The organism is Flavobacterium hercynium, assembly GCF_002217285.1.
In the GTDB taxonomy this organism is placed as follows: Bacteria; Bacteroidota; Bacteroidia; order Flavobacteriales; family Flavobacteriaceae; genus Flavobacterium; species Flavobacterium hercynium.
The window spans coordinates 42,909-61,839 of the sequence record NZ_MUGW01000042.1; the positions used below are offsets into that span (position 1 = coordinate 42,909).

Sequence of the window (18,931 nt, forward strand, 5' to 3'; positions counted from 1 at the left end):
TTTTCGCAATTTTGTCATTGAAATGAAATAAATGATAAATCTTTTACAGAAATAAACACACTACGAGTAAAAGCTATAAAAAACACAAATTAAAGAATGATAAATTATAACAATAAAACATTCAGACCGATAAGTAATACAGAAAATGGAGAAACTACAAACGAAACCATTTTTTACTACAAACAAGTTAACAATGTTTTGACTTCTGAATATTCGGGCGGAAAAATTAAATATGGACATTTAATTGGTTTAGTCGATAGTACGGGAAATATAGAAATGCGCTATCACCAGGTAAACGACAAAGATGAACTTATGACAGGAATTTGTAAATCAACACCGGAAATTCTTGAAAATGGAAAAATTCGTCTTCACGAAAGCTGGGAATGGACTTCCGGCGACAAATCAAAAGGAGAGTCAATAATTGAGGAGCAATAAAAATATTCCTGTGGAGTCGGGCAAATCATTTGTTCTAAACCATTTCAGAACGAACATTCTGTTCAAAAGCTTATGGAAATATCCTAAATACCTAACAGGTTTTAAAAACCTGTTAGGATAACGAATCTCAATCACGTTTCCTAACAGGTCTTCGAGACCTGTTAGGTATAAAATATCATCGCTTACATAATTCTCCAGCCTTCAAGCATCTTGCTTGCCCACACAATTCTTTGTATAAATCTATTTTAGGATAACGTACTGCAAATCTGTTAGAATTTGGAACAATCACATTAACAAAACTCAATTCAAAATTGATTACTTTTGTAGAAATTGACTTTTTTTATGCAAATTGATCTTTCTACACTAGACCCCAAACATAATATTATCATTAAAGGAGCGCAGGTACATAATTTAAAAAATGTAGACGTCGCTATTCCCAGAAATAAACTTGTCGTAATTACAGGTCTCTCAGGATCAGGAAAATCAAGCTTGGCATTTGATACTTTGTATGCCGAAGGACAACGTCGTTATGTAGAAAGTTTATCTTCTTACGCACGTCAGTTCTTAGGACGACTGGACAAGCCAAAAGTAGAATACATAAAAGGTATTGCTCCCGCTATTGCTATTGAACAAAAAGTAAATACAACCAACGCCCGATCTACCGTAGGAACTTCAACAGAAATCTACGATTACGTAAAACTATTGTTCGCGAGAGTTGGTCGTACGTATTCACCAATTTCAGGAGTTGAAGTCAAAAAAAATACGGTTACCGATGTTGTTGGTGATGTAAAAACTTTAGAATTAGACAGTAAATGGCTGTTGCTTGCTCCTATTCACCTGGAAGAAGGCAGAAAACTCGAAGACAAACTAAAAGTGTTGCTGCAACAAGGTTTTGCCCGTGTTTTGGTTGATAATGAAACGATGCGTCTGGATGAATTTACTCCAACTGAAATTCATAAATTAGATAATAAAGACATTTTACTAATCATTGACAGGATTGTTGTAAAAGACGAAGAAGAGTTCTACAATCGTTTAGCCGATGCTGTACAAACTGCTTTTTTTGAAGGAAAAGGAATTTGTTACCTGCAGGAATTAAATGGCGAACGAAAATTTTCTTATTCAAACAATTTTGAATTAGACGGGATTACGTTCTTAGAACCGAATGTACATTTGTTCAGTTTTAATAATCCGTATGGAGCGTGTCCGGTTTGCGAAGGATACGGAAACATTATTGGTATCGATGCTGATTTAGTGGTTCCAAATACCTCGTTATCAGTGTTTGAAAATGCCATTTATCCTTGGCGAGGCGACAGCATGAGCTGGTATAAGGACGAATTGGTCAAACATGCTTATAAATTTGACTTCCCTATTCACAAGCCATATTTTGAATTATCGGACGATCAAAAAGACATTATTTGGACAGGAAATCAATATTTTCAGGGTCTGAACGGTTTCTTTAAAGAACTGGAAGAAAAAAATTATAAAATTCAAAATCGTGTGATGTTATCGCGTTACCGCGGAAAAACAAAATGTCACGCTTGTCGCGGAAAACGTTTACGTGAAGAAGCTTCGTATGTAAAAATAAACGGAAAAACAGTTTCAGATTTAGTTGATTTACCGATTAAACATCTCGTTACTTTTTTCAAAAACGTCGAATTAAATGTTTACGAACAGCAAATCGCAAAACGTTTAATGGTCGAAATCAACAACAGATTATCTTTCCTGACAGAAGTTGGCTTAGATTACCTTACTTTAAACCGAAACTCTGCAACGCTTTCAGGAGGAGAATCACAACGTATCAATCTGGCGACTTCATTAGGAAGCAGCTTAGTAGGTTCGATGTACATTCTGGATGAGCCAAGTATTGGTCTGCATCCTAAGGATTCGGAGCGTTTAATCAAAGTTTTGCTTTCACTTCGTGATCTGGGAAATACAGTAATTGTTGTAGAACATGATGAAGACATCATGAAAGCAGCCGATATGATTATTGATATTGGTCCTGAAGCTGGAACTTTTGGTGGAAACTTAGTTGCCCAGGGAACGTATGACGAAATATTACAATCTGAGTCTTTGACAGCAAAATATCTAAATGGTGATCTGGAAATTTCGGTTCCTAAAAAAAGACGAAAATTCAAAAATCATATTGACATTATTGGCGCCAGAGAGAACAACTTGAAAAACATCAATGTTACTTTTCCGTTAGATGTCTTAACCGTAATCACGGGAGTTTCCGGAAGTGGAAAAAGTACCTTGATTAAAAAGATATTGTTTCCTGCGATGCAAAAGAAGCTTGAAAATGCTGCTGAAAAAGCAGGTCAGTTCAGCGAAATAAGCGGTTCATTCTCTCAGATTAAGCATATTGAATATGTAGATCAAAATCCGATTGGAAGAAGCTCGCGATCGAATCCTGTAACCTACATAAAAGCGTATGATGATATTCGTGACTTGTATGCAAAGGAAAAATTATCTAAAATAAGAGGGTATCAGGCCAAACATTTCTCGTTCAACGTTGATGGTGGCCGCTGCGAAACTTGTAAGGGAGAAGGCTCTATAAATATCGAAATGGTGTTTATGGCCGACGTTTCTTTACCTTGTGAAACCTGCGGAGGAAAACGATTCAAAAAGGAGATCCTTGAAATAAATTTTGACGATAAAAACATCAACGATATTCTAACCATGACTATCGATGATGCTATTGCCTTTTTTGATAAAAACAAACAAACGAAAATCACGCAAAAACTGCAGCCATTGCAGGATGTTGGACTTGGTTACGTGCAATTAGGACAATCTTCATCTACCCTTTCCGGTGGTGAAGCACAACGTATTAAGTTAGCATCTTTCTTAGTTAAAGGGGCAACAAAAGACAAAGCTTTGTTTGTATTTGATGAACCAACAACGGGATTACATTTTCATGATATCAAAAAGCTTTTAGCTTCCTTTGATGCTTTAATTGAAAAAGGACATTCTATTATTGTGATCGAGCATAATCTTGATCTTATAAAATGTGCTGACTGGATTATTGATTTAGGACCTGAAGGTGGTGAAAATGGCGGACACTTATTGGCCGTAGGAACTCCTGAAGATGTCGCAAAAGAAAAGAAATCGGTAACGGGAATTTACCTGAAAGACAAACTCTAACTCATATCGAATAAATAATAAAGAGCCCTAAATTACATTGTTACCTGTAATTTAGGGCTCTTTCTCTTTTTAAAATAAACCGTTTCTTGTCTATGCCACCAAGCATCTTTCTTCAAAAGGAAATCCATCTTCGTCGATTGCGACCAATACTTTTTTGGGTTTCGAAGCTTCGACAGTCAAATACAACCATGCGAATGACCATAACCCCAAAGTAAGGCAAAAAATTATGAAATTTAAGCCATGATCTACTGCTTTCCCTCCCTTAGAAAGAACTGCAAAAAGCAGTTCATCATTTCGTTCTTCTAAAGTAAATCCTCTATGAACCTTATTGGATATCATATTTGAAAATACTTGCAAGCTCTGCTCCTGGCTCAATTGATTGTTTTTCATAACCACCAAAATTAAAAATTAATCTAAATTTTACTACAATTCACTTTCGTTCTTCTTTTATTTTTAGTAGTCTACTATCTCTATAAACACAATAACCCTTCCATTTATTGCATTTTATAAGATATTTTAGATAAGATTAATTAAACTGATAACAAATTCTTACCTAAAAGTACTTTTTATAAGGTTAATAACAAAAAATCAATTGTTAAATTTAAATAACTAATAAACAGTTAATTATAAATCGGGATCATCAAAACTATTTTTCTTAGGCGGAGCGGCTATGGCACTACCATCGCGTGTGGCTCTATAATGTGGTGACATAATCTCTATTCCCGCAGCATTAAAACAATCCTGAATGTTTTGATGCAATGAAGAATAAATCAGCGGTTGTCTGGTTGGTTCTTTGGTGTACACATTGATTTGATACGAAGCATAAAAATCTTCTAAACTGGTTTGCAGTACAAAAGGCGGAGGCGTTTGCACTATAAGATCTGTTTTTAAGGCCGCTTCTATCAAAACTTTGTAAACATCCTGCCAAGGTATGTCGTATCCTATTGTAACGGTGGTATGAATCAAAAGACCATTTGTAGTATGTTTTGTATTGGCAGAGTAATTTGTGGATGTACTTGATAAAACGGTTGCATTTGGAATTGTAATTTCTTCAAATTTTGGTGTTCTGATTCGGGTTACCAAGGCTGTTTTTTCAATCACTTCTCCGCTTACATCACCAATTTTTATAAAGTCTCCCATTTTAAACGGACGCATATACGTAATAACCAAACCGGCTACCATATTGGCAATTGCATTCGATGATCCTAATGAGAAAAGGACACCAACAAATACAGAAACACCTTTAAAAATAGTCGAATCTGATCCCGGCAAATACGGGAAAATTATCACCAGCATAAACGCCAGCATTAAAAACCTAACAATATTAAAAGTTGGCATTGCCCAATCACTATAAAAGCCATCAATTTTGATATTCTCCTTTTTTATTTCGTCGAAAAAGAATTTGATGATTTTTATCGCATATTTAAAAATGATTACAATAACGATTATAGTAATTAGACTTGGCAGAAAACCAACAAATCCCATCAAAGCAGATTTGGCAGGTGCTAAAATCCATCGCAATAAAGTCGTTGTATATTCTTCTGTAGCAGGGAAAAGACTAAATAATACCGGCAAAGATAGATATACGATCAAAATTAGCGTAATCAATCTAATGAAATCAAACAGTTTCATTAAGACAAACTGCTGTTTCTCCGGCGAAAGGAAATTAATCGACTTATAGGTGAAGCCTTTAAAATGCTTATCGCTATTTTTTAAAAGATATAATTTTATGATGCTAAAAATTTTCCCAACCAAATACAGAAATACGCCAATAACTAGTATTAACAAAGCCGTATAGCCTAAACGTTTGGGGAGTCTTGAATGATTTTCATTCTGATACGTAATAGCTTTTTTAATGAGCTGTAAATTACGTTTCGCAATAACAATGGCTGATTGATTTTCAGCTTTAGCATCAGCTTCTAAAACCGACATTATTACAAAATCGCCCTTATACATGATATCCTGACTAATATCGGAACGTACAATTTTTAGCGAATCTGCTTCGAAAAAGGAATCTTCATAAAGTTCCCTTATTTTTGATGTAATGAGATTGGCTCTGTGCTCAGCAGAAAAAGAACCTACTTTATTATAAACATAAAAAAGCGTATCCTTAAAAGGTGCAACAGCGTAAGGTTTTAAGGTAACATGCGTAACCGTCTTTTTTTGCGCAAAGGCATTCAAAGAAAACCCTAAACCAAAGAGCAGTAAAAAACAAAGTAATGTCTTTTTTACTTTTATCATAAACAATTCATTTATTTTCAGATAAATATAAAAAACAAAACAACTTCAAAAAAATAAAAACAGCTATTTTTTAGCGAGAAAGCTTACTTAATTTTAAAACCTATTTTTCTCAAAATAGTATCAAACACCTTATTGATGTCTGGAGAAATAGTAAATTTATAATTCAGGTATAAATATAAAATGGTTACCAAAATAGATTTTAGAACAATCCCGATTAAAGGATATACCGGAAACTCCCAAAAATAAAATACTATAAACAAGATTCCTGTCAAGATTAAAGAATGCAAGTTCTTTTCTGTAAACGGATACAAATGCAATTTTTTAACCACAAACATTAACTTGGCTAAACTGTAGAACGTAATCGACAGTAAAGTAGCAAAAGCAGATCCCATAATACCGAAAGGCGGTATAAAAATAACGTTTAAAACGAAGGTTAAAACCACCAATCCTAATCCTAAAAACAGTACGGTACGGTAATATTTTGTATTGAAAATGATAGCGTTATTATTTCCTAAAATAAGATCGAAGTACTTAGACAAACCAATCATAAATACAACCGGAATACCACCTCTGTAATCTTCAGGAACGATCTCATAAAGCTGATTGATATTTACAAAAATGCATAACATGACATAACCTCCCACAATCTGAAGATTGATCGATGTCTTTTTGTACAAAACATTCAGTTCCTCAAATTTGTTTTCGTGCATTAATTTTGCAGTAATTGGATACACTATTTGGTGCATGGCACGGCTTGGTACTGAAATCACCAAAGCAATATAGGTTGCTACAGAGTAATACGCAATGTTTTCAATTTCCATATATTGATTCAGAATCAATTTATCGCCGTCTAAAAGTAGATTTGCGACGCTTCCTGACAAAATAATATAGAAAGTATACTCCATTACACTTTTTACATTCTCTGGTATTGTAATTTGAAAATTAGGTCTTTTTACATAAAAAGCGTAACCCATCGTTATAAGAAACGCAACGAAATAAATTCCCGCTGTAAAATAAACAAACTGAATAAGCGTCATCCAGTTAAAATATAAACCTATTAAGGCAAGTGTAGAAACCAATCGAAGCCCCACTTCTTTCACAAAATTTCCAAAAACAGAATGCATGTGAACTCTCGCCCAGGCATAGAAAATTTCAAAGTATGCCATACAAATTCCGATAAATGGAATCAGAAACATAAATTCTCTTACTACGGGATTTTTTTTGGTAACAAATGCTGTTATATCATCAAAGAAAAAAATACCAATGATTCCTAATGGAATACACATCAAAATAGGAAATAAAGCGGTGAAAGATAAAAACTGTTCTCTTTCTTCTTCGGTTTTGTATTGCGAGTAAAATTTTACTAGCGTATTTTGCATACCAATAGCAAACAAAGGCATGATAACATTTGCAGCTGATAAAATGTAGTTGGTTAATGCATAATACGTTGCTCCTAAGTAAATAGGATATAAGTAAAGTGTATTGATAGCACCAATTGCGAAACCAATATAAGTGATTATAGTATTCTTGAAAGACTGATTTAAAACAATACCCATTTTAGGATTTCTGAATTTATGTGTTATCCCGATCTTCATCAGGATTATTATTTGTTGCTGTTATCCGTTAATCAACTGTGCAAGTTGTTTGGTCAGATTCTTTCTTGAATATTGCTGTAAACCAACACCATGAGATTGTAACTTTCCTTCTAAAAATTGATTATAAAAGTCCAAAATTACACTTTTTAATTTCGCTTTTTCAGAATAATCAAAAAATACGCCTGTATTGGTTTCTTTTATAATATCCGAAAAATCAGAACCTTTAGGTCCTATGGCAATTATTGGTCGGTTGGAAACCATATATTCGAATAATTTACCCGGAATAATGCTTTTTGTATCTTCAGAATTGATTTCTATCAACAACAAAACTTGCGATTTCTTTTGGTGTGCAATGGCTTCATGATGTGAAACATAACCCAAAAGGTTTAAGTATTCTTTTAGCTTAAAATCAGTAATAGCATCCAAAACTTCCTGACTTACAGCACCTATTAATTTGATCTCTAAATGGGTTTTAAAATCCGGAACTTCCTGAAGTAATTCTACCAGACATTCCCATAAGAATTGCGGGTTTCTATCAGATAAAAATGATCCGATATGTGCCAAAGTAAATTTGGTATCTAATGTTTGTTGCTCAACATTTTCGAGATCATAACCATTCGTTATAACCGAAATTGGTTTGGTCGTGATGGCTTCAAACTCGGTTTTCGTCGTTTTACTGGTTACAATAATAGTATCAGCAGCATTTAAAACTTTATGCTCTAATTTCTTATGTTTTTTTGCAGCGTAACTCGAAAGTCGCAATGCTTTATGGTATCCAATCGTTGTCCAGGGATCACGGAAATCTGCAAACCATTTTACGTTTAGTTTTTCTTTTAATTCCAATCCAATTAAATGCAGACTGTGCGGTGGACCAGACGTAATAATCGTATCGATATTGTTTTCTGCAATATATTTTTCGAGGTAGGCAACAGATGGCTTTACCCAAAAAACACGGGCATCCGGAATAAACAAATTACCACGAACCCAAAGAAACAATTTATCTAAAAAGGTTTGTTTTTTCTTTTGCGGAAAAATCCCGGAACTAATTTTTTTTGTTTTGTTTTTAGAAAATACAGAAGCCAATTGATAAGGCTCCCAAATCTTATTTTTAAGAACTATTACCTTATCCGATATTTGACTTACCAAACCTTCGTCTACAATTGGATATGTCGGGTTCTCCGGCACATAAACGATAGGCTGTACATTGAATTCAGGCAAATATTTTACGAATTTTAACCAGCGCTGAACACCTGGGCCTCCAGCTGGCGGGAAATAATACGTAATGATTAAGATTTTTTTTTGTTCCAATTTATTTCTTTTCTAAAACTACTTACTTTGAATTTAATTTTTCGCTGTTAAAGTTCCGTATTTGCTTTTTTTCTTTCAATGTAAATACCTGCAATCAAGAACAACAACATTCCGATTGAACTTATTAAGGCAATTGTTCCTCCTGTTTTTACAACTTGTGGTTCAAATTTAAATTCAATAGTATGTTCTTTTCCTCCCGGAATTACCATCGCTCTTAAAACGTAATCTACAGGAAAGTGATCTGTCAATTTTCCATCGATATAAGCATTCCAGCCATCTTTATAATAAATCTCAGAGAAAACAGCTAATGCATCTTTCTTGCTGTTTGCTTTGTATTTAATATAATTTGGTTTGTATTTTAAAAGCTTAATTGTTCCTGTTGTATCCCACGATTTCTTTAAACGGGCAGCCTTAAAGTGTTCTCCGCTTTCGCGTACATTAAATACTGCTACCGATTTTGTATCGATGTTGTCTAAGGCTTTCATAACATCATCAGGCTTGTTTACCAGCCTTACTGTACTTACGAACCATGCATTTCCATTAGCTTCAGGATTGATGACCGGAAACTGTTTTCCTTCTTTATCTACCTGAATAACATACTTAACATTTAGCATATTAAGTACTTCTACATTACCTTTCACAATCTGATAATCAACTAACTGTTGCATTCTTCTTGGACGAACAGCGCTGTAACCACCAATTGTTTTATGAAAATAAGACGATCTTCCCTGTAACTGACCCTGAAAATCAAATACACGGTACACTGATGTATCTTTTAAAATTTCAGTATCAATAGGTGTTTCCTGAAAAGGAGCCGCAATTTGAACCGGATTCACAAAATCTTTTGCAGAAACGTATTTTTTATCCACAAAAAACAAATCAAAAATCATTAGTAAACCAACAATAATTAAAGTTGTAGTCTGAGAGAATTTGTTTTTTATAAAAAGCCATAACATGGCAAAAGTTACAACTATAAAGAACCCTGAACGCAATAAATCAGCAGAATACATTGTCATTCTGTCTTCTTTTAAAGCATCTACGAAGTCAGGTCCGTACATTTCCATATATTGATTATCGCTCATTCCTGTAAAATGGAAAAAACCTTTAGCAATAACTAAAATCAATAAAACACCTATACCAAAAACTCCTGTCTGAATTAAAGCTTTTTGCTGCACTTTTGGTTCGTCTTTTGCTTTAAAAAACGATTGTAATCCCATAACAGCAAGTACAGGGAAACACAATTCTAAGATAACCTGAATAGACGATACCGCTCTAAACTTATCGTACATTGGTACGTACTCGATAAAGAAGTCGGTTAACAAAGAGAAGTTTTTACCCCATGAAAGCATCAACGTAAATAATGCTCCGGAAAGGAATACATATTTAATTTTTCTTTCATCAATAAACAGTGCCAAAACTGCCAAAAAGAATACAACCGCACCTATGTAAGCCGGCGCAGAAACAATAGGCTGATCTCCCCAATAGGTTGGTAAACCTGAAACAAAATCCTGCGCTTGTGCCGGTTCAACACCATGTTCTAACATAAAAGAATACATATGGCTGTCTGGACCCACATTTTCATGGCTTGAACCACCGAAAATTCTTGGTGCAATAAGATTAAGACTTTCTGCTATTCCGTAACTGTATTCCGTGATATACTCTGTAGTCATAGAAGCGGTAGTTTGATTTTTTGATCCGTCAGGATTAAATGTCAGTTCGCTTTTATCACGAATACTAAATTTAGCGTATTCAGATGTTGCCATTAAATTGGCTGCATTGGCTCCAATAGCAAAAATTCCGGCTACAGCCAAAACGCCTATTGAAGTCAAAAGTTCTTTATATTCTTTTTCTTTAATAAATGTAAAAGTATAATAACCTGAAAGTATCAATAAGAATATCAATAAATAATAGGTCATTTGAAAGTGGTTCGCATTAACTTCAAGCGCTACTGCAAACATGGTGAGTAAACCTCCCCAAACGTATTTTTTCTGAAAGACGAGTATAAAACCGGCAATTACCAGCGGCATATATGCAATAGCATGTGCTTTTGCATTGTGACCAACTCCCAGAATGATAATCATATAAGTAGAGAAACCAAATGCAATGGCTCCAATAAAAGCTTTTAAAGGATCGGTTTTTAAAACCAATAGTAATCCGTAGAAACCTAAGAAATACAAAAATAAGTAATCAGCCGGACGCGGTAAAAAACGCAAAGCGTCGTCTAATTTACCCACATAATCGTTTGGATAATTTGCTCCTAATTGATACGTTGGCATACCACCAAACGCAGAATTGGTCCAGTAAGGTTCGGAATCTTCCGCAGCTCTAAAATCATTTTGCTCTTTTGCCATTCCGGTGTACTGAGCAATATCAGATTGAAAGATCTGTTTTCCCTGTAAAACCGGGTAAAAATAAATTAACGAAACGAGAATAAAGCCCAAGATAACAAGGGCGTGCGGATAGAACTTATTTACTATTTTCAATTTTGGCTGGTTTGGGTTAAATGATTGGATCTTATTATTCAGATCGCAAACTTAATCTATTTCTTCGTAATCAACATAATCGCCAACCTTTTTGGTTTCACGAGGATTTTTGGCATTAGCAGTATTAATGATTATTTCATCATTATTAGTACGCGTTTTTTGCCACGAGTTGTCCTGATTATATTGTTGTTGTCTCGAAAAATTTTCTCCCGCTTTCTCAACCGCTTTTTTTACCAATACCGGTAAAAAGATTCTAGCTAAAAATTTAAAAATATAATAAAATGCTACCATGTAAACTATGGCTTTCATTAGACCTGAAAAAGATGCTTCTTGCATAATTGTATAATTTTTTTTCAAAATTAATAAATCCGTTCTTTAAAATTAAAATATCAATCTTAAATTAATAATAAAATATAGTACATTTGAAATGCGTTATATCTTTTTAACCCCAAAAATACACGTATGTTGAAAATTAAAAATTTATTTGTTGCAACTCTCTTTTTAATACCTCAGTTTTTTTTCGCGCAATTTACTGACGTAATCAACTCTAACAGACCTGGCGAAACAATGTCTGCTTTTGCAGTTGGAAGGTCTGTTATCCAAGCAGAAGCGGGTGTTTACGCTATCAAAGAAAAACACGATCTGCTGGATTATGACGGAAGCGGTTTTGGTACTGACCTGACTTTTCGTTATGGTGCTTTTCTTGAAAAACTGGAATTCATCCTTGATTTACAATACCAGACTGAAAGTTTTAACACTCCTTACACAAGTTACAAAAAAAATAATTTCAGACAAACCGTTTTAGGAGCTAAATATTTAATCTACGATCCTTTTAAAAACTACGAAAAGAAAAAAAACATTTACAGTTATAATGCCAACCGAAAATTTGACTGGCACCAATTAATACCAGCAGTTTCGGCTTTTGCAGGAGCAAATTTCGTAGGAGCAAAAAACCCTTACTCTTTTTCTCCGGATGCTACCATTTCTCCTAAAATTATGTTGATTACTCAAAACCAGTTTGCTGGTGGAAGATGGGTTTTCGTTACTAACATCATTGCGGATCATATAACAACAGATTTTCCAAGTTACGGTTATGTATTAACTTTGACACACGGATTTAATGAAAGATGGTCTGGTTTTGTAGAAAACCAAGGTTTTAAAAGCGACTTTTACAGCGATGCTATTGGGCGCGTTGGAGCTGCTTATCTTATTAATCCTAATCTTCAGGTTGATGCTTCTTTTAGCAGCAACTTCAAAAACTCACCTTCTATAATGTACGGAGGAGTTGGCGTTTCATGGCGTTATGATGCTAAATACAAAGAGCAACAAATGCAGTTTAAAAAAGACGCTAAAAAAGCTAAGGATAAAAATAAATTACCGGAGGATCCTAAAAATAAAAAATCGAAGAAAGAAATTGATTTTCAAGAACAGGAAAGAAAACGTAAATCACAATACGAATAATTAATAATCAACTTCTCTAACAGAGACATTTTCAATACCGATCTTAATGATTACAATAAAAGAAGCTAAAAGCAAAAAAGAATTAACAGAATATATCAAATTTCCTTTTTCATTATACAAGGACAATCCGTATTGGGTTCCTCCTATTATTGCTGATGAACTGGAATCATTTGATAAAACAAAAAATCCTGCTTTTGAAAATGCCGAAGCTTATTTTTACATTGCCTACAAGAATAATGAAATTGTGGGAAGAATTACAGCTATCATCAATTGGGCTGAAGTAAACAACCAACACAAAAGAAAAGTTCGTTTTGGCTGGTTTGATGTAATCGACGATATCGAAGTTACGAAGGCTTTACTGGAGAAAGTGTACGAATTAGGAAGAGCAAACAAACTGGAACATGTTGAAGGCCCTATGGGATTCTCTAATCTGGACAAAGTAGGCGTTCTAACAGAAGGATACGATCAAATGGGAACTATGATTACCTGGTATAACAATCCTTATTATGTAACGCATTTTGAACAATTAGGCTTTCAGGTTGAAAAGGAATACATCGAAAGTATTTTCCCGTTTTCTAACGTGCATCCTGAATTTTTCTTAAAAGCTCAGGAATTAATCAAAAAGAGATACGGACTAAGATCGTTAACATTTACGAAGACAAAAGACATTATGCCGCATGTGGACAAAATGTTTGATCTTTTTAATACTTCATACGCTAATCTGGCTTCGTTTGTTGCTATTTCTGATGTTCAGAAAGAATACTTCAAAAAGAAATACATTAGTTTTATTAATCCTGAATACATCAAATTTGTAGTAGATAAAAATGATGATTTAATTGCTTTTAGTATCGTAATGCCCAGTTTCTCAGAAGCATTACAAAAAGCAAAAGGAAAACTATTTCCGTTTGGATTTCTTCATTTACTAAAAGCAAGAAAAAAGAGTAAAGATGTGGTTTTCTACCTGATCGGAGTTCATCCGGATTATCAAAATAAAGGTGTAACTGCTATTATATTTGATGAATATTTTAAAACTTTTACTGAAAGAGGAATTGTAAATTGTATTAGAACTCCGGAATTAGCAGAGAATACGGCAATACATTTGCTTTGGAAAAATTTCGATCCAACCATTCACTGTCAAAGAAAAACGTATTTAAAATATCTTTAAGATTAAGACATCTTTTAAACATAAAAAATCCATTCGCAAAACGAATGGATTTTTATTTTTTTACAATTTTTTTTCTGATATGGAATTATTTGTCGCAATCCACTTTTGTTAACACGTTGGTTGCATCAAATTTTAAGTTCTTTCTATTTTTAAATGATACTTTATTGTTCGTTTCTACAATATCACCATATCCTTCAATATAGGTATTTTCTCTGTGAAGAAATACAACTTCTCTAATAGAAGAAACACCTTCTGACATAAAAGTATAATCAGCAATTAATGTATCTCCTTTTATATTTCCTATTAAAGTTCCTTCGTTTTTATCTTTTTCCTTCAAACCATAAAATAGTTTTCCGTTCACTTCCTGATGAGAATTAATATTAAAACTTAGCTTAATATCATTTGCTGTAGAGACATAACATTCGTCGCCTGCAGGCTCTGCAATTTCAGCTTCTTTTGGTGCATCTGGAGTTATTGCCGGAGGAGCCGGAGTTGTTTCTTTTTTACAAGAAATAAGTACGGTTAAAATCACGGTCATTAATGTTAAAACTTTTTTCATATTTTGCTTTTTTTTGATTAGTGAGATAAAATTAGTTAAAATAAAAAAAAATCCATTCGCAAAACGAATGGATTTTTTACATAATTCCCACATCAAGGAATTTTATTTTAGGCGCATTACTTAAGAAACATCTACCGTTGTGCGTTCTGCAATTTCTTTGTAAGTTCCGTTTACTAATTTCTCACGAATTGCTTCGAAAGCAGTTAACGTTTCATCAATATCAGCTAAAGTATGAGAAGCTGTTGGAATCATTCTTAACAAAATAATACCTTTTGGAATTACAGGATAAACTACGATAGAAAGGAAAATTCCGTAATTTTCTCTTAAATCGTTTACCATTACCATTGCTTCAGGAATACTTCCCTCTAAGTAAACTGGTGTAATACAAGTATTTGTATCTCCAATATTAAATCCTTTTTCTTTTAATCCGCTTTGTAATGCATTTACATTCTCCCAAAGTTTATCTTTAATAGACGAAGAATTACGTAATAATTCTAAACGTTTTAAAGATCCTAAAGTCTGGATCATTGGCAATGCTTTTGCAAACATTTGCGAACGTAAATTGTATTTCAAATAATCAATTACACTTTTATCAGCTGCTACAAAAGCACCAATATTAGCCATAGATTTTGCAAAAGTAGAAAAGTACACATCGATATCATCCTGAACACCTTGCTCCTCACCTGCTCCGGCACCTGTTTTACCTAGTGTACCAAAACCGTGTGCATCGTCTACCAATAATCTGAAAGTGTATTTTTGTTTTAATGCAACAATTTCTTTTAATTTTCCTTGTTGCCCGCGCATTCCAAAAACACCTTCAGTAATAAATAAAATACCTCCGCCTGTTTCTTCTGCCATTTTAGTAGCACGCTGCAGGTTTTTCTCCATGCTTTCAAGATCATTGTGTTTGTAAGTAAAACGTTTACCCATGTGCAAACGAACACCATCAATAATACAAGCATGTGAATCTACATCATAAACAATAATATCATTTTTAGTTACCAAAGCATCAATAATAGATACCATTCCCTGATAACCAAAGTTTAATAAATAAGCTGATTCTTTCATTACAAAAGCAGCCAGTTCATTTTCTAATTGTTCGTGATATTTTGTATGACCAGACATCATACGAGCTCCCATTGGATAAGCAGCACCAAATTGAATTGCTGCATCTGTATCTGCCTGGCGAACTTCAGGATGATTCGCTAAACCTAAGTAATCATTCAGACTCCAGTTTAGAATATCTTTCCCGTGAAATTTCATTCTTGGACCCAACTCACCTTCTAACTTTGGAAAAACGTAATAACCTTCTGCCTGAGAAGCCCATTTTCCAAGCGGGCCTTTATTGTCCTGAATTCTTTCGAATAAATCTTTTACCATAATATAGTGTAGTAATAATTTTAACTTTAATCAGCGAGCAAAATTAATCATAATTATTCTAAAATTGTGTCAGCCATTTACTTTTATTATAAAATAATCAAAATCTTAACTTGATAGACAAAAAACTTTTTGAAACAAAATTTCTCATAGATTAAAAATATGAGCAAAAAATGAAACCCTAAGTAAAAAATATCATTGTAACTAATCCATGATTTTTATCATAATAAAAGACAAAACACTCTTTTAATTTTACATCATCTTAAAACCCAAATTAAACTACTTTATTATGAAAACTAAATGTACTTTCTCCGGAAAATCAAGGGTACTGCTATGTTTACTTTTGAGCATTTTCCTTTTTGAATCCTGCAAAAAAACAGAACCAGCAATTGAAACTTCTTATGCTGATATCGTAACAGAAGGACAGATGGATGCTGAGCTGACCGCTCCTCCTTTGGTACCCAAACCTGTTTACGGAAGAAAAGCCATGAAACTAAAAGTAAACATGGAAATAAAAGAACAGGAAGGCACAATGACAGATGGTGTAAAATATACCTATTGGACATTTGGCGGCTCTGTACCAGGAAGTTTTATAAGAACTCGTGTGGGCGATGAAGTTGAATTTCACTTAAAGAACCATCCGGATAACAAACTTCCTCACAATATCGATTTACATGCTGTTACAGGCCCGGGAGGTGGTGCTTCTTCTTCTCTGGTAGCCCCGGGACATGAAAAAACATTCAATTTTAAAGTAATCAATCCCGGATTGTATGTGTATCACTGTGCTACTGCACCTGTTGGAATGCACATTGCGAACGGAATGTACGGATTGATATTGGTTGAACCGGAAGGCGGACTTCCTCCTGTTGACAAAGAATACTATGTTATGCAGGGTGATTTTTATACGCAGGGAGAGTATGGCGCTAAAGGGTTACAGGCTTTTGATATGAATAAAGCGGTAAAAGAAACTCCGGATTATGTTGTATTTAACGGAAAAGTAGGTTCATTAACCAACGGAGGTGAATTGACGGCAAAAGTAGGTGAAACGGTTCGTTTATTTGTTGGAAATGGTGGACCAAATCTGGTTTCTTCTTTTCATGTTATTGGTGAAATATTTGACAGCGTGCACGTTGAAGGTGGCAGCACCATTAATAAAAATGTACAAACTACTTTGATTCCTGCGGGCGGTGCTGCTATTGTTGATTTTAAGGTAGAAACTCCGGGAACTTTCATTCTTGTAGATCACTCCATTTTTAGAGCGTTTAACAAAGGTGCACTGGGAATGCTTAAGGTAGAAGGAAAAGAAAACACCAGCGTTTACTCCGGGACTATTCAAGAAGGTATTTACCTGCCGGAAGGAGGAACAATCCAGAAAATGCCAGGAAGTACTGCTGCAAAAACACCTACACCGAAACGTACTGTAGAAGAAAAAATAAAAATTGGTAAAGCTATTTTTAGCACAACTTGTTTTGCCTGTCACCAATCTGAAGGACAAGGAATTCCTAACGCTTTTCCTCCCTTAGCAAAATCAGATTATCTGAATGCCGATTCCAAACGTGCCATCAATACTATTTTACATGGTTTAAGCGGCGAAGTAACGGTAAATGGCAAGAAATACAACAGCGTGATGCCTTCTCAAAACTTATCTGATGATGAAATCGCGAATGTCCTAACGTATATATACAACAGCTGGGGCAACAACAAAACAGAAGTTACTCCGGAAATGATAAAAGCTTTAAGATAACAGCAACATTCGGTATGAAAACAAACTTTTTCATTATTACTTTTTTCCTGTTGCTTCTAAGCTCATCAAAAGCACAGGAATCTGGAATGGTTTCCATTAAAGAGGGTTCGTTCATCCCTCTTTATGGAGCCACTTCTCAAAAGCCTTTACTAGTAAAATCGTTCGACATGGATATTTATCCTATTACGAATGCTGAATTTCTGGATTTCATCAAGAAAAATCCTTCGTACAGTAAATCAAAAATAAAGGGAATTTTTGCTGATAAAAGTTATCTGACGTATTGGGCAAGTGATTTTGATTTTGGAAAAGTAAATCCTAAATCGCCTGTAACCAGCGTTTCCTGGTTTGCTGCCAAAAAATACTGCGAATGTCAAGGCAAACGATTGCCAACGATGGACGAATGGGAATACGTTGCGATGGCCGATGAGAAAAAGATTGATGCCAGAACCAAAAAAGAATTTAATGCATACATTTTATCCTGGTATGAAAAATCAAGGATGTATGAAAAGGAAATAGGACAAACCTTTAAGAATTATTGGGGCGTTTATGATATGCACGGCTTAGTTTGGGAATGGACAGCTGATTTTAATAGTATTTTTTTATCAGGAGAGTCCCGAAAAGATAAAGGAGATGATAAAAACTTATTTTGCGGTGGTGCTTCTGTAAACGCAAGTGATCTGATGGATTATGCCGCTTTTATGCGCTATGCTTTTAGAGGAAGTCTAAAAGCTCAATATTCAACACGTAATCTCGGTTTTAGATGTGCCAGTGATGCCAAAGTCCAAAACGTTAATTTTTAATGTATTTTAAAATGAAAAAAATAATAATTGCGGTTCTTTTTCTTGCGGTTTCTTTCAGCAGCTGCAAAGAATCTGATAAAAAGAATGATGCCGCAGCGACAAAAAAGGAAATTAGTGATCTTTCTATTTACAATTTACCTTCTAAATGGACAACCCAAGACGGAAAGGATATTGAACTGAAAAGTCTTAGAGGAAATGTTCTCGTGATGGTTATGATTTACACCAGTTGTAAAGCTGCTTGCCCCAGATTGGTGGCGGATATGCGAAATATTGAGAAAAAACTTGATGCCAGTACCAAAAGAAATGTAAAACTTATTTTGGTAAGCATAGATCCCAAAACGGATACTCCGGAAAGATTAAAAACATTTGCTATTGATAATCAAATGAATCATGCTCCCTGGGTTTTCCTTAGATCATCAGAAGAAAACACACGAGAATTTGCAGCCGTTTTAGCTGTTAACTATAAAAAAATATCGCCAATAGATTTTTCACATTCTAATATCATAAGCGTCTTTAATGCGGAAGGCGAACTGACCTACCAACAAGAAGGACTTGGGGTAAATAATGATAAAGCTATAGAAGTGATAAACCAGCAGGCAAGAAAAATTTAGATAGGTTGATTAGT

General features: G+C 34.3%; 15 protein-coding genes. 7 read left to right on the forward strand and 8 right to left on the reverse strand.

Annotated features, from left to right (window positions below):
* Nucleotides 1-96 precede the first annotated feature (96 nt).
* Entirely contained in the window at nucleotides 97-435 is a 339-nt protein-coding gene (locus B0A66_RS18015) for a n-acetylglutamate synthase (protein ID WP_089051251.1), read from the forward strand.
* A 342-nt stretch (nucleotides 436-777) separates the two neighbouring features.
* Entirely contained in the window at nucleotides 778-3,573 is a 2,796-nt protein-coding gene (gene uvrA / locus B0A66_RS18020; protein ID WP_089051252.1) for an excinuclease ABC subunit UvrA, read from the forward strand.
* A gap of 90 nt (nucleotides 3,574-3,663) precedes the next feature.
* Here the strand turns inward: uvrA and B0A66_RS18025 are convergent, their stop codons facing one another.
* The 6 genes from B0A66_RS18025 to B0A66_RS18050 all read right to left on the reverse strand — a co-directional run bounded on the left by B0A66_RS18025 (nucleotide 3,664) and on the right by B0A66_RS18050 (nucleotide 11,536).
* Nucleotides 3,664-3,912: a hypothetical protein gene (locus B0A66_RS18025; RefSeq protein ID WP_223871199.1), complete on the reverse strand. Its 249-nt coding sequence runs from the start codon at nucleotides 3,910-3,912 to the stop codon at nucleotides 3,664-3,666.
* 285 nt (nucleotides 3,913-4,197) lie between these two features.
* Complete coding sequence (locus tag B0A66_RS18030; RefSeq protein ID WP_089051254.1) at nucleotides 4,198-5,814, reverse strand: mechanosensitive ion channel family protein; 1,617 nt, start codon at nucleotides 5,812-5,814, stop codon at nucleotides 4,198-4,200.
* Nucleotides 5,815-5,897: 83 nt separating this feature from the next.
* Nucleotides 5,898-7,370 carry an oligosaccharide flippase family protein gene (locus B0A66_RS18035; RefSeq protein ID WP_089051307.1) on the reverse strand — a complete coding sequence of 491 codons (1,473 nt, stop codon included), beginning with the start codon at nucleotides 7,368-7,370 and terminating at the stop codon, nucleotides 5,898-5,900.
* A gap of 60 nt (nucleotides 7,371-7,430) precedes the next feature.
* A complete protein-coding gene (locus tag B0A66_RS18040) occupies nucleotides 7,431-8,717 on the reverse strand; it encodes a glycosyltransferase family 4 protein (protein ID WP_089051255.1) in 1,287 nt (428 codons plus the stop codon).
* Nucleotides 8,718-8,764: 47 nt separating this feature from the next.
* Nucleotides 8,765-11,200 (reverse strand): YfhO family protein, encoded by a 2,436-nt coding sequence (locus tag B0A66_RS18045; protein WP_089051256.1) that lies wholly within the window; start codon nucleotides 11,198-11,200, stop codon nucleotides 8,765-8,767.
* A gap of 51 nt (nucleotides 11,201-11,251) precedes the next feature.
* Nucleotides 11,252-11,536 (reverse strand): DUF4834 family protein, encoded by a 285-nt coding sequence (locus B0A66_RS18050; protein WP_089051257.1) that lies wholly within the window; start codon nucleotides 11,534-11,536, stop codon nucleotides 11,252-11,254.
* Between the two features lie 126 nt (nucleotides 11,537-11,662).
* Between B0A66_RS18050 and B0A66_RS18055 the strand changes: the two genes are divergently transcribed.
* Together B0A66_RS18055 and B0A66_RS18060 are read left to right on the forward strand one after the other, a co-directional pair.
* Nucleotides 11,663-12,661, forward strand: coding sequence for a transporter (locus B0A66_RS18055; protein ID WP_089051258.1), 999 nt, complete (start codon nucleotides 11,663-11,665; stop codon nucleotides 12,659-12,661).
* Nucleotides 12,662-12,707: 46 nt separating this feature from the next.
* A complete protein-coding gene (locus B0A66_RS18060; RefSeq protein WP_089051259.1) occupies nucleotides 12,708-13,826 on the forward strand; it encodes a GTP cyclohydrolase in 1,119 nt (372 codons plus the stop codon).
* An 85-nt stretch (nucleotides 13,827-13,911) separates the two neighbouring features.
* On the opposite strand, the gene B0A66_RS18065 is transcribed toward B0A66_RS18060, so the two are convergent.
* Both B0A66_RS18065 and B0A66_RS18070 read right to left on the reverse strand, forming a co-directional pair.
* Entirely contained in the window at nucleotides 13,912-14,385 is a 474-nt protein-coding gene (locus tag B0A66_RS18065; RefSeq protein WP_089051308.1) for a hypothetical protein, read from the reverse strand.
* 120 nt (nucleotides 14,386-14,505) lie between these two features.
* On the reverse strand, nucleotides 14,506-15,765 hold the full coding sequence (locus B0A66_RS18070; RefSeq protein ID WP_089051260.1) for an aminotransferase class I/II-fold pyridoxal phosphate-dependent enzyme: 1,260 nt from the start codon (nucleotides 15,763-15,765) through the stop codon (nucleotides 14,506-14,508).
* Nucleotides 15,766-16,051: 286 nt separating this feature from the next.
* Between B0A66_RS18070 and nirK the strand changes: the two genes are divergently transcribed.
* Genes nirK through B0A66_RS18085 form a run of 3 tightly spaced genes read left to right on the forward strand, consistent with a single transcriptional unit; the run spans nucleotide 16,052 to nucleotide 18,917 of the window.
* Nucleotides 16,052-17,506, forward strand: a complete 1,455-nt coding sequence (gene nirK / locus B0A66_RS18075; RefSeq protein ID WP_165766648.1) for a copper-containing nitrite reductase — start codon at nucleotides 16,052-16,054, stop codon at nucleotides 17,504-17,506.
* Nucleotides 17,507-17,520: 14 nt separating this feature from the next.
* Nucleotides 17,521-18,306 carry a formylglycine-generating enzyme family protein gene (locus B0A66_RS18080; RefSeq protein ID WP_089051262.1) on the forward strand — a complete coding sequence of 262 codons (786 nt, stop codon included), beginning with the start codon at nucleotides 17,521-17,523 and terminating at the stop codon, nucleotides 18,304-18,306.
* An 11-nt stretch (nucleotides 18,307-18,317) separates the two neighbouring features.
* Nucleotides 18,318-18,917, forward strand: coding sequence for an SCO family protein (locus B0A66_RS18085; protein WP_089051309.1), 600 nt, complete (start codon nucleotides 18,318-18,320; stop codon nucleotides 18,915-18,917).
* The last annotated feature ends 14 nt before the right edge of the window (nucleotides 18,918-18,931 follow it).